8 protein-coding genes are annotated in these 12799 nt (G+C 70.5%); all 8 read right to left on the bottom strand.

Annotated features, from left to right (window positions below):
* Nucleotides 1-136: 136 nt before the first annotated feature.
* Nucleotides 137-3004, bottom strand: coding sequence for a type I DNA topoisomerase (gene topA, locus P8T65_RS19665; RefSeq protein ID WP_316726587.1), 2868 nt, complete (start codon nt 3002-3004; stop codon nt 137-139).
* A 311-nt stretch (nt 3005-3315) separates the two neighbouring features.
* On the bottom strand, nt 3316-3513 hold the full coding sequence (locus P8T65_RS19670) for a hypothetical protein (RefSeq protein WP_316726588.1): 198 nt from the start codon (nt 3511-3513) through the stop codon (nt 3316-3318).
* Between the two features lie 98 nt (nt 3514-3611).
* Nucleotides 3612-6041, bottom strand: coding sequence for a protein kinase domain-containing protein (locus P8T65_RS19675; protein ID WP_316726589.1), 2430 nt, complete (start codon nt 6039-6041; stop codon nt 3612-3614).
* A gap of 284 nt (nt 6042-6325) precedes the next feature.
* Nucleotides 6326-7858 carry a methyltransferase gene (locus P8T65_RS19680; protein WP_316726590.1) on the bottom strand — a complete coding sequence of 511 codons (1533 nt, stop codon included), beginning with the start codon at nt 7856-7858 and terminating at the stop codon, nt 6326-6328.
* Between the two features lie 463 nt (nt 7859-8321).
* Complete coding sequence (locus P8T65_RS19685; protein WP_316726591.1) at nt 8322-8933, bottom strand: small secreted protein; 612 nt, start codon at nt 8931-8933, stop codon at nt 8322-8324.
* Between the two features lie 207 nt (nt 8934-9140).
* Nucleotides 9141-11546 carry a sodium-translocating pyrophosphatase gene (locus tag P8T65_RS19690; protein WP_316726592.1) on the bottom strand — a complete coding sequence of 802 codons (2406 nt, stop codon included), beginning with the start codon at nt 11544-11546 and terminating at the stop codon, nt 9141-9143.
* A gap of 319 nt (nt 11547-11865) precedes the next feature.
* Nucleotides 11866-12297 (bottom strand): ATP-binding protein, encoded by a 432-nt coding sequence (locus P8T65_RS19695; RefSeq protein ID WP_316726593.1) that lies wholly within the window; start codon nt 12295-12297, stop codon nt 11866-11868.
* 107 nt (nt 12298-12404) lie between these two features.
* The gene (gene bldG / locus P8T65_RS19700; protein ID WP_005475923.1) at nt 12405-12746 is read right to left on the bottom strand and encodes an anti-sigma factor antagonist BldG; all 342 of its coding nucleotides are present in this window, start codon (nt 12744-12746) and stop codon (nt 12405-12407) included.
* Nucleotides 12747-12799 lie beyond the last annotated feature (53 nt).

Below are 12799 nucleotides of genomic sequence, written 5' to 3' on the forward strand. Positions count from 1 at the left end.
CGGAAAGCGCGCGGATTCAGCACACCCGAGGTGAAGATTCCAGCCACCGCGCACAGCAGCCACCCCAGGGGCGCGGGGAACTGCGCGATCAACCACGACGATCCCGCAGCCGCCGAACGACCGCACCCCCGAGCTGTCAGGCGCTCTCCCCGGCCGACGTCGCCTTCTTCGCCGCCACCTTCTTCGCGGGTGCCGCCTTCTTCGCCGCGGCCGTCTTCGAAGCAGTCGTCTTCGAAGCAGCGGTCTTCTTCGCGGCAGCGGTCTTCTTCGCCGGCGTGGCCTTCTTCGCGGCGGTCTTCGTCGCCGTCTTCTTCGCCGGCGCCTTCTTGGCCGTCTTCTTGGCGGGCCCCTTCGCCCGCTTCTCCGCCAGCAGTTCGAACCCGCGCTCGGGCGTGATCGCCTCCACGCTGTCCCCGGACCGCAGCGTCGCGTTGGTCTCGCCGTCGGTGACGTACGGGCCGAAGCGGCCATCCTTCACCACGACCGGCTTCCCGCTGACGGGGTCCTCGCCCAGTTCCTTCAGCGGCGGCTTGGCGGCGGCCCGCCCGCGCTGCTTGGGCTGCGCGTAGATGGCCAGCGCCTCTTCGAGGGTGATCGTGAAGAGCTGCTCCTCGGTCTGGAGCGAACGCGAGTCCGTGCCCTTCTTCAGATACGGCCCGTAACGCCCGTTCTGCGCGGTGATCTCCTGGCCCTCCGCGTCGGCGCCGACGATCCGCGGCAGCGACATCAGCTTCAGGGCATCGTCGAGGGTCACCGTGTCCAGGGACATGGACTTGAACAGGGAGGCCGTGCGCGGCTTGACCGCGTTCTTGCCCGTCTTCGGGGTGCCCCCGGGGAGAATCTCCGTGACGTACGGCCCGTAGCGCCCGTCCTTGGCGACGATCTGGTGACCGGTCGCAGGGTCGGTGCCCAGCTCGAAGTCGCCGCTCGGCTTGGCGAGCAGTTCCTCAGCCAGCTCGATGCTCAGCTCGTCCGGCGCCAGGTCCTCGGGGATGTCGGCACGCTGGTGCCCCTCGGAGTCCTTCTCACCCCGCTCGATGTACGGGCCGTAGCGCCCGACGCGCAGCACGATGCCGTTGCCGACGGGGAAGGAGGAGACCTCACGGGCGTCGATCGCGCCGAGGTCGGTGACCAGTTCCTTCAGGCCGCCGAGGTGGTCCCCGTCGCCGTTGCCGGCCTCGGCCGCCGTCGTGCCGCTGACGTCGCTGCCCTCGCCGAAGTAGAACCGCTTCAGCCACGGCACCGCCTGGGCCTCGCCGCGCGCGATGCGGTCGAGGTCGTCCTCCATCTTGGCGGTGAAGTCGTAGTCGACGAGCCGCCCGAAGTGCTTCTCCAGCAGGTTGACCACGGCGAAGCTCAGGAAGGACGGCACGAGGGCCGTGCCCTTCTTGAAGACGTAGCCCCGGTCGAGGATGGTGCCGATGATCGACGCGTACGTCGACGGGCGGCCGATCTCGCGCTCTTCGAGCTCCTTGACCAGCGACGCCTCGGTGTAGCGGGCCGGGGGCTTGGTGGCGTGCCCGTCGACCGTGATCTCCTCGGCGGAGAGCGGGTCGCCCTGGTTCACCTGCGGCAGCCGGCGCTCACGGTCGTCGAGCTCGGCGTTCGGGTCGTCGGCGCCCTCGACGTAGGCCTTGAGGAAGCCGTGGAAGGTGATCGTCTTGCCGGAGGCGCTGAACTCGGCGTCCCGGCCGTCGGAGGCGGTGCCGCCGATCTTGACGGTGACGCTGTTGCCCGTGGCGTCCTTCATCTGGGAGGCGACGGTCCGCTTCCAGATCAGCTCGTACAGCTTGAACTGGTCGCCGGTCAGCCCGGTCTCCGCGGGCGTGCGGAAACGATCACCCGAGGGCCTGATCGCCTCGTGGGCCTCCTGCGCGTTCTTGACCTTCCCGGCGTACGTACGCGGCTGCGCCGGCAGGTAGTCGGCGCCGTACAGCTGGGTGACCTGGGCGCGGGCGGCGGCCACGGCGGTGTCGCTGAGCGTCGTGGAGTCCGTACGCATATAGGTGATGAAGCCGTTCTCGTACAGCTTCTGCGCCACCTGCATGGTCGCCTTCGCCCCGAAGCCGAGCTTGCGCGAGGCCTCCTGCTGGAGCGTCGTCGTACGGAAGGGGGCATACGGCGAGCGGCGGTACGGCTTGGACTCGACGGAGCGGACCGAGAAGCGGGTGTTCTCCAGGGCGGCGGCGAGCGCGCGAGCGTCTGCCTCGTCCAGGTGAAGAACGTTGGCGCCCTTGATCTGGCCGAGCGAGTCGAAGTCGCGGCCCTGGGCGACGCGGCGGCCGTCCACGGACTGCAGGCGGGCGACCAGCGACGACGGGTCGGAGGCGTCACCGGCGCGGCCGGTCGCGAAGGTGCCGGTCAGGTCCCAGTACTCGGCCGAGCGGAAGGCGATCCGCTCCCGCTCCCGCTCCACGACGAGCCGGGTCGCGACGGACTGGACGCGGCCCGCCGACAGTCGCGGCATGACCTTCTTCCACAGGACCGGCGAGACCTCGTAGCCGTAGAGACGGTCGAGGATGCGGCGGGTCTCCTGGGCGTCGACGAGGCGCTGGTTCAGCTCGCGCGGGTTGGCGACGGCGGCCTGGATCGCGGCCTTGGTGATCTCGTGGAAGACCATCCGCTTGACCGGGACCTTGGGCTTGAGCACCTCCTGGAGGTGCCAGGCGATGGCCTCGCCCTCGCGGTCCTCATCGGTGGCGAGGAACAGTTCGTCGGACTCCTTCAGCAGGTCCTTGAGCTTCCTGACCTGGGCCTTCTTGTCCGCGTTGACCACGTAGATGGGCGCGAAGTCGTGCTCGACGTCGACGCCGAGGCGACGCACCTCGCCGGTGTACTGCTCGGGCACCTCCGCGGCGCCGTTGGGAAGGTCGCGGATGTGCCCCACGCTCGCCTCGACGATGTAGCCGGGGCCGAGATAGCCCTTGATCGTCTTCGCCTTGGCAGGCGACTCGACGATGACGAGTCGGCGGCCGCCCTTCGCGGTCTCGCTGGTCGGGGACAACTTCGCTCTTCTCTCCGGTCGACGCTGGGTCTCCCCAGGCTTGCGTCCCGGGGCGGGCGACCCCTTGAGGCCGTTGCCTCGCACGGGGCTCGGCGGTCGGCCCGGGGGTCGGGTCATGCTGACGCTGCGGAGTGTGACGGTACATCCCGCCCCCGTGTCAAACGGGAAAAGCCCGCAACGGCCACTCGAACGGTAACCCGACTACCGCCATTCCTGCCGCCCGGCGTCCTCAGCGATCCGTTCGGGGCCTATGCGGAGGGTCACATCGCGGTTACCCCGCTCGCCCGCCGGCCCCGGCTCCCCGCGCCCGCTCAGACGCGGGTGAGGCACCACGTGGCGAGCACCAGGGCGGTGACCGCAGTGACGCTCGCGAGGGTCACCGACATCGCGGGACGCACCCCCTGCGCGACCGGCTCGCCGAGGCGCAGCCGGTGCACGGTCCACAGCATCAGTCCGCCCCCGAACAGGGCGAACACCACTCCTACGAAGATCGCCGGACCGCTCTCCATGTCCCGTCCTCCCACCCCTCGACTGCCCAGGGACGGGAGGCTGGCACGGACGGGAAGCGGGCGCACGAACCCGAGGTGAACGTGAGGCGTCCGGACTCTCAGACCGAGCCGGGCGTGGGTATCTTGCCGGTCGTCTGCGACATGTCGGCGTTGCGCACCGTGCACACCACTATGTTGAAGCCCTTCTTCCACTCCTCTTCTGCGGAGACCCATCCCGACACGATCAGGTCAGCGCCGGGCGCCCAACTCGACTCGAACCTGTTGGTGCACAGCTTTCCGCCTTCGGCGAGGGCACCGGCGAAGGTCATGTTGTCGGGCGCCTGCACCGATCCGACGACCTGGTCGGTGTGCGCTTCGGCACAGTCGGTCAGCGGGGCGTCATACCCCTCGTCCTCCCTGGTGGCATAGTCCCAGCAGTCACCGACGGCCATCTGCGTGGGCCACAGGTTCACGCCCACGTCACGGAGTCGGCCCACCTCGCCGCCGATCGGGACGTGCTTGCCGAGGACGAGACATGCCGTACCGCCCTTGGCCGCGGTGAAGCCCTCCTTCGTCGGGATCAGCGCGTAGACGCCCGCGTCGGGCAGGGCCTCGGCCAGCGCGTCGGCCTGGCCGGCGCAGCGCTGCTCTCCGCTGGCCTTGGCCTCGGCGGGGTCCGACGCCGTCGCTATCGCCACGACCTGACCGTCCGGCCAGTCCTCGTCGCAGTCCACCACGCCGAGGTCGGGCACCGAGTCGAACGCCGTCCCCGTCCAGACGGCCTTGACGCAGTCCCCCACTTCCAGCGCCTTCTTGATGGCCGCCTGCTTGCCGTACGGGTACTCCGACGTCGGCGACGACAACGGGCCCGGGCTGTCGGAGGGCTTGGGGTCCGGGCCGCCCGACAGGTTCACCGCGGCCCAGGTGCCGCCGCCCGCCACGAGCAGCACGGCGACCACGATCGCGACGACCGCCCCCGCGGGCGTCCTGCGCCGCGGTCCGCCGGGCGGCGGCGGGCTCCCTGCCGTGAGGGTCGGGAATCCCGCGTTCCCCGGAGGCGGGGCGCCGCCACCGCCGTACGGCGCCGAGGCGTTGGCCGCGTACGGCAGCGACTGGTTGCCGACGCTGCCGCCGTACCCGGGTGGCTGAGCACCTCCGCCTCCGCCTCCGTACGCCGACGGCGGGCCACCGGGGGCGCCCGCGTAGGGCGTGGACCCGCCGCCCGCCGGGCTCCCGTAGGGCGTGGACGGGCGGCCCCCGTACGGGTTGTAGCTGTCGTAGGGACTGCGCGGCTGCTGTCCCCGCTGCCACGGGCCGCCCGGCGTCGCGCCCGGCGTGGGCGGGCCACCGGCGGGAGTGTTCGGGGCGTTCGGCGACGAGGGCGTGCCGGGGGTGTGCGGGACCCCCGGGGTGTACGGCGTGTGGGGTGGGCCAGGCGTGTCGGGCGTGCCCCCGAGGCCGTGCTGCCCGGCGGCGACGTACCCGGGGGGCGCGCTCGCGACGTACCCCGGAGGCGCGCCGGGAGCGCCGGGGGTCGCGGGGGTCCCCGGCGTCCCGGGGGTCCCCGGCGTCCCGGGGGTCCCCGGCGTCCCGGGGGCGCCGGGGGTGCGGGGAGCGGGTCCGAAGGCGCCGGGTGCCGAGGCGGGGGTGGCGCCCCAGCCCGGCGGGGTCGGCTCGGCGCCCGAGGCGGCCACTCGCTCCAGGCCGCGCGCCGCGGCCTCCGGCGAGAGTCGGCGCACGGGGTCCTTGATGAGCAACCCGTGCAGGACGGGGGCGAGTTCACCGGCGCGGGCGGGCGGCGCCGGCTCCTCCCCGAGCAGGGCCGTCAGCGTCGCGTACTCGCCGTGCCGGTCGAAGGGGCCGCGGCCCTCGACCGCCGCGTACAGCGTGGCGCCGAGCGAGAACAGGTCGGCGGCCGGGGTCGGCGGCTCGCCCCGGGCCCGCTCGGGCGCCAGATACCCGGGCGTGCCGAGGATTCCGGCGGTGGCGGTGAGCCGGGGTTCGCGGGACTCCGGCTGGAGCGCGATGCCGTAGTCGGTGAGCAGCACACGCGCGTAGAGGTCGCCCGAGGCGTCGGCCGCGAGCAGGATGTTGGCCGGCTTCACGTCCCGGTGGAGTATGCCGATGCGGTGCCCCGCCGTGAGCGCGTCGAGGACGGCGAGCCCGACCCGGGCGACCTGCTCGGGCGAGAGCGGCCCTCGCTGCCGTACGACCGCCTGGAGGTCGATCGCATCCGGCACGTACTCCATGACGATCCACGGCAGGCCCTCGTGGAGCACCACGTCGTGGACCGTGGCCACGTGGGGATGGCCACGCAGCCGCGCGGCGTGCCGGGCCTCGCTGCGGGCCCGGGCGATCCGCTGGGCGGGCTCGGTCGCGTCCAGCGGGACATCGGGCAGGGAGATCTCCTTCATGGAGACCTCGCAGGCCAACTCCTCGTCGTACGCGAGCCAGACCCGGCCCATACCGCCCGCGCCCAGGGTGCGCAGCAGTCGGTACCGGTTGTTGATGATCCTTCCCCGGCCCTGCTCCGGCGTATCACCCGCCATCGCGATCCCCCGATCCCCCAGAGACAGCGCGTGCCTCCCCCGAGGACACGTCGAATCCGTCTCTTGAAAATAGCTTCGCACGCACCACTGACAGGAGCCCTTTTACGGACCAATCCAGACAGAGGAGGCACATGCGTCTCAGAGGTGCGAACCAGCCCCGCCCATCACGGGAACGGGCGCCGCGCGGGGTACCGGTCCCGTCATCGGACGGTCCGGAAATCGTCACCGGGTGCGCGGGAGCCCGGACGGGCTCCCGCGCCGGTGCGGGACCGGTGCGGGGCGGATCACCGAGCCGGTTCGAGGAACCCCTGTTCGACGAGGAGGCGGATCTGGACCGGCGTCCGGTCACGCAGGGCCACCGGGTCCTCGCCGACGAGTTGGGCGATGGCGTCCAGAATCCGCCCCGCGCTGAGCGTGCCGTCGCACACACCGGCGAATCCCGCGCCCACCGTGTCCACCTTCGTGGCCCGGCGCATCCCACGGTTCTGACGCAGCACCACATGCTCGGGGTCCTCGGCGCCGGGCAGCCCGACCTGCTCCTGGACGACCTCGGCGGTGAGCCGGAAGTGCGCCTCCAGGAGCGCTGCGTCGTCGTTCGCCCGCAGGTAGTCGACACGCGCAAAGTGCTGCCGCACCGCCTCACCGAGCGGCTGTTCGACCGGATGCGGCCACTCCTCCAGGGTGATCGAGGGCTCCGACTCCGCCGCGGCCGACTTCCGCAGCGTGATCCACCCGAACCCGACGCCCTTCACCTTCCGCGCCTCGAACTCGTCGAGCCACGCGTCGTACCGCGCCTGGTACTCGGCCACGTCACCGCGGTGGTCGCCCGCATCCCGCAGCCACAACTCCGCGTACTGCGTGACGTCCTGGACCTCGCGCTGCACGATCCACGCGTCGCAGCCGCGCGGCACCCACGACCTGAGCCGCTCCTGCCAGTCCTCCCCCTCCACGTGCTGCCAGTTGGCGAGGAACTGCGCGTACCCGCCCTCGTTCAGCCGCTCACCCGCCTGCGAGACGAGCGTGCGGCACAGGTCGTCCCCGCCCATCCCGCCGTCGCGGTACGTCAGCCGGGCACCGGGCGAGATCACGAACGGCGGATTCGACACGATGAGGTCGTACGTCTCGTCCGCCCCGACCGGCTCGAAGAGCGAACCCTCCCGCAGCTCGGCGGCGCGGGCTCCGGACAGCGCCAGCGTGAGCGCCGTGATGTGCAGCGCGCGCGGGTTGAGATCGGTCGCCGTCACGCGCGTGGCGTGCTGCGCGGCGTGCAGGGCCTGGATGCCGGAGCCGGTCCCGAGGTCGAGGGCGGCGGCGACGGGCCTCCGTACGGTGATCCCGGCCAGCGTCGTGGACGCTCCGCCGACCCCCAGCACGACGCCCTCGTCCCGGCTCCCGATCCCGCCGGCCCCACCGACCGCGCACCCCAGGTCGGAGACGATGAACCAGTCCTCGCCGCCGGGGCCGCCGTACGGCCGGACGTCGACGGTGGCGGCGACCTCGTCCCCGTCGCCACCGACGCGGACGAGCCAGCCGCTCTCGACGCACGCGTCGACAGGCAGCACGCCCTCCACACGCGCGCGTACGACCGGCTCCTGCAACAGGAACAGCCGGACCAGCGCCTCCAGCGCCGTCTCCCCCCGTGTCGCCCTCAGCGCGGGCACGACCTCGCTCCGCGCGAGGGCCGCGTACGCGGGCGCACCGAGCAGTTCGAGCAGCCCGTCGGCGGTGAACTCGGCCCCGAGCAAGGCCTCCCGCAACCGAGCGGCGACATCGGACCGATCAACAGAGGGCAACGAAGACAGCCTGGAGTCACTCACACCGCCCAGCGTAACCGCGCCCCACGACCCGCCTCAGCGGCACACACCCCGCGTTCTCTCCTGTGGCCCCCACGCCGTCCCGACTGCGACTTTCGTCGCTGTCCCGGCCTCGGCCCCCGACCGTGTCATACCTACGGACAGTCGCGCCGCGGGGGCGACACCCCGACGCCACGTCAGAGCTGCAGGCAATCGTCCCCTGGGGCGACACCCCGACGCCACGTCATGGCTGCGGGCAATCGTGCCGCTGGAGCGATGGGGGCACCTCCCGCTCGAGCGAAGCCGAGAGTGGGGGAGGGTGGGCGCAGGCGGCACCTCGTCACCGCCGAGCCGCGGAACTCACCCCCGCCCAACCAAACCGCCGGGCACCCGGTCAAACCCCGCTCACCCCACCCGCCGACCTGCAACCAGGGACGCCCGATCAACCCCGGCCCGGCATACCCGCACCGACCGCCGAGAGCGACCGTCAGCCCTCAGACGGCACAGCCGGCACCGACGCCGCCCCGGACGTGCCCGCGGACTTGCAGCTCTGCTGTTCGGCCATCGCCTGCCCGACCTCCCCCTTCTCCAGCTCCTTCAGCGCGTCGCTCCCCGTCTTGCTCAGCTTCTCCAGCTCCGTCGCGACTCCTTCGAGCCCGTCCGCGAACTTCGCCTGGTCCTTGATGTTCAGGGCGTCCGACTTCTTCTTCAGCTCCCCGTACGCCGTGGACAGCTGGTTCAGCTCGGCCACCGCGGCCTTCTGCTTCTTCTCGCCCTCCTCGACGTCCGGCGCCCCGGCCTGCTGAATGGCCGTCGCCATCGCCTTGTAGGCGTCGGAGATGTCCTGGAAGCCTTGGGAGTCGGCCTTCTGCACGTCCGCCGGCGCGCTGTCGTCCGAGGTCTCCTTCTGGATCGAGGCGTTGGCCGCCGCGATCTTCTTGATCTGCGGCTGCACCGAGTCGCAGACCTCCTTGGCCCAGGAGTTCAGCTTGTCGTTCGTCTCGTCGTCGCCGCTGCAGCCGGACAGCGCCAGTACCAGTACCGCACCGCCGGACAGTGCGGCCGCGAGCTTCTTGTTCACCGGATTGGTCCCTTCCATGGCTCTCGGCCCCGGAACATACACGCCGAATGGGAGCCACCTGTGTGCCGAGCACCCCTGCTGCACCCTTTTGTAACCGTTTGCACCAAGAGAGAGAAGGCTCACGGGCACCCCCGGCACGGCCAAGGGGCGGACGGTCGACGCGTCAACACGCGCCGTCCGCCCGCCCCTTGAGCTGGCCCCTGGCAGAGCCGGTCGTAAAACCGTCTACGAAACCACCGCTGGATCAGCCGACTTGGCCACCCGCTCGGGGTTGCCTTCGTCACCCACCGCGATCCCGCGCCGCTTGGACACGTACACCGCGCCGACGATGACGGCGATGGAGGCCACCGCGATGGCGACCCGCAGCGCGACGCTCTTGTCCTCGCCGTAGCTGAACTGGACGACCGCGGGCGCGATGAGCAGCGCGACGAGGTTCATCACCTTCAGCAGCGGGTTGATGGCCGGCCCCGCCGTGTCCTTGAACGGGTCGCCGACCGTGTCGCCGATGACGGTCGCGGCATGGGCCTCGCTGCCCTTGCCGCCGTGATGGCCGTCCTCGACGAGCTTCTTGGCGTTGTCCCACGCGCCACCGGAGTTGGCGAGGAACACCGCCATCAGCGTCCCGGTCCCGATCGCGCCGGCGAGATACGCGCCGAGCGCGCCGACCCCGAGCGTGAACCCGATCGCGATGGGCGCCATGACCGCGAGCAGACCGGGCGTGGCCAGCTCTCGCAGGGCGTCCTTGGTGCAGATGTCGACGACCCGGCCGTACTCGGGCTTCTCGCTGTAGTCCATGATGCCGGGGTGCTCGCGGAACTGCCGCCGCACCTCGTAGACCACCGAACCGGCCGACCGCGCGACCGCGTTGATCGCCAGCCCCGAGAAGAGGAAGACGACCGCGGCGCCCGCGACGAGCCCGACCAGGTTGTTGGGCTGCGAGATGTCCATCATCAGGTTCATGGGCGCGCCTTCGCCGGAGACCTTCTCGCCGACGTCGTTCGCGGCCGTGAGGATCGCGTCGCGGTACGAGCCGAAGAGCGCGGCGGCCGCGAGGACGGCCGTGGCGATGGCGATGCCCTTGGTGATGGCCTTGGTGGTGTTGCCGACGGCGTCCAGGTCGGTGAGCACCTGCGCGCCCGCGCCCTCGACGTCGCCGGACATCTCGGCGATGCCCTGCGCGTTGTCGGAGACCGGCCCGAACGTGTCCATGGCGACGATGACGCCGACCGTGGTGAGCAGACCGGTGCCGGCCAGCGCCACCGCGAACAGCGCGAGCATGATCGACGTGCCGCCGAGCAGGAACGCCCCGTACACACCGAGGCCGATCAACAGGGCGGTGTAGACGGCCGATTCGAGACCGATGGAGATACCGGCGAGGACGACGGTGGCCGCGCCGGTCAGCGAGCTCTTGCCGATGTCCCGTACGGGACGCCGGGTGGTCTCGGTGAAGTAGCCGGTCAGTTGCTGGATCAGCGCGGCCAGCACGATGCCGATGGCCACCGCGACGACCGCGAGGACCCGCGGATCGCCGGCATGGCCCTGGATCGCCGTGTCCGTGACCCCGTCGAGGTCGGCGTACGACGAGGGCAGATAGGCGTAGACGGCGATGGCGACGAGCACCAGCGAGATCACCGCGGAGATGAAGAACCCGCGGTTGATGGCGGACATCCCGCTGCGGTCGGTGCGACGGGGTGCCACCGCGAAGATGCCGATCATCGCGGTGAGTACGCCGATCGCGGGCACGATCAGCGGGAACGCGAGCCCTGAGTCGCCGAACGCGGCCTTGCCGAGGATCAGCGCGGCGACGAGCGTCACGGCGTACGACTCGAAGAGGTCGGCCGCCATGCCCGCGCAGTCGCCGACGTTGTCGCCCACGTTGTCGGCGATGGTCGCGGCATTGCGCGGGTCGTCCTCCGGAATGCCCTGCTCGACCTTGCCGACCAGGTCGGCGCCGACGTCGGCGGCCTTGGTGAAGATGCCGCCGCCGACCCTCATGAACATGGCGATGAGCGCGGCCCCGAGGCCGAAGCCCTCCAGCACCTTGGGCGCGTCGGCCGCGTAGACGAGGACCACGCAGGACGCGCCGAGGAGGCCGAGCCCCACCGTGAACATGCCGACGACGCCGCCGGTGCGAAATGCGATCTTCATCGCCTTGTGCGAGACGGCGGTGAGATCCTTTTCCGGCTCGCCTTCCGCCGGTGTAGCTTCCCGGGCCGCCGCGGCGACGCGCACATTGCTGCGCACGGCGAGCCACATACCGATATAGCCGGTGGCCGCCGAGAACGCCGCGCCGATCAAGAAGAACACCGATCGCCCGGCGCGCTGATTCCAGTCGTCCGCGGGCAGCAGCATGAGCAGGAAGAACACGACGACGGCGAATACGCCGAGCGTGCGCAACTGCCGTGCCAGATAGGCGTTCGCGCCTTCCTGGATGGCCGTCGCGATCTTCTTCATGCTGTCGGTGCCCTCACCCGCCGCGAGCACCTGGCGCACCAGGACCCCGGCGACGACGAGTGCTGCCAGGGCCACGACACCGATCACCATGACGATGATCCGGTTGTCGTCGGTGAGCACCGCGGCTGCGAAGTTCGCGGTGTGGTCAAACCTTTGAGGGGTAGAAAGCCCCGCCATTCGTCCTCCTTGACGCTTGGGCTGAGCTCAAGATGTGGACGGATTCTAGGGAGGTGAACCTGATCAAAACAGTGCGCGGGAAACAGAATTGGCCTTCACATGCTCTTCAGCAAATGATCCGGACCCGACCACGCTACTCGAAAGAAGTAACGCCTCAAAGGCATTGACACTTGATCAATTATCACGCGAATGATCGTGAATCCCTTCACGAATTCCGGTGTTCCGATGAACAATGATCGGAACAAATTGCCGGAAAAACACGAAGGGCCCTGCTCAGCAGGGCCCTCGCGGTACTACTTGAAACTGGGAGGATGCACGGTCAGAGCACGACCGCGACCGACGGCGTCGTCGGCCAGGTCATGCGGATCAGGCCGCCGTTCTCGCCGGCGGACACCTCCACGTCGTCGACGAGGCCGCTGATGACCGCGAGCCCCATGTCGTCCTCCTCGACTTCGGCGTCCGCCTCCCCGGCACCCGATGACCGGTCACCGGGGACGGCGTGCGGCGCCTCGTCGCCCACCTCGATGGAGAACTGCTTCTCCTCCTCGATCAGCAACACCCGCACCGGCGCCGAGATACCGCTGCTCTGATGCAGTCCGACGGCACGGGTGCACGCCTCGCCGACGGCCAGCCTGACCTCGTCGAGGACGGCCTCGTCCACTCCGGCCCTGCGCGCCACCGCTGCCGCCACCAGTCGGGCGGTCCTGACGTGCTCGGGCAGCGCGCTGAAGCGGAGTTCAACGGTGGCCATGCATCCCCCTCGGAACTACGGGCGTGCTGTCGGAAGGCCGGACCGCACGGGCCCGGTCCTCCTCACTTGTCTGTGGCCGTCCGGGCACGGGGCCCGGACGGACGTGATCAGTCAGTGGCCGCCACCGCTTCGTCGACCGAGGTGTGGATGGGGAACACCTTGGTCAGACCGGTGATGCGGAAGATCTTCAAAATGCGCTCCTGGTTGCACACCAGGCGCAGCGAGCCCTCATGGGCCCGTACTCGCTTCAGGCCGCCCACCAGTACGCCGAGCCCGGTGGAGTCGAGGAAGTCGACGCCCTCCATGTCGACGACGAGGTGAAAACTCCCGTCGTTGACCAGCTCGACCAGCTGCTCACGCAGCTTGGGCGCGGTATAAACGTCGATTTCGCCACCGACCTCGACGACCGTACGATCGCCGACGGTACGGGTCGACAGGGACAGGTCCACGGATCCTCCAGCACCTTGCTATCGAGCGTTCGCCCCTCGGGACACCTCGGCTT

Source organism: Streptomyces sp. 11x1 (assembly GCF_032598905.1).
Lineage (GTDB): Bacteria > Actinomycetota > Actinomycetes > Streptomycetales > Streptomycetaceae > Streptomyces.

Coding starts and splice junctions, on each gene's coding strand:
- P8T65_RS19670 (WP_316726588.1), bottom strand. CDS start 3,513: ATGGAGAGCGGTCCGGCGATCTTCGTAGGAGTGGTGTTCGCCCTGTTC.
- P8T65_RS19675 (WP_316726589.1), bottom strand. CDS start 6,041: ATGGCGGGTGATACGCCGGAGCAGGGCCGGGGAAGGATCATCAACAAC.
- P8T65_RS19685 (WP_316726591.1), bottom strand. CDS start 8,933: ATGGAAGGGACCAATCCGGTGAACAAGAAGCTCGCGGCCGCACTGTCC.
- P8T65_RS19690 (WP_316726592.1), bottom strand. CDS start 11,546: ATGGCGGGGCTTTCTACCCCTCAAAGGTTTGACCACACCGCGAACTTC.
- P8T65_RS19695 (WP_316726593.1), bottom strand. CDS start 12,297: ATGGCCACCGTTGAACTCCGCTTCAGCGCGCTGCCCGAGCACGTCAGG.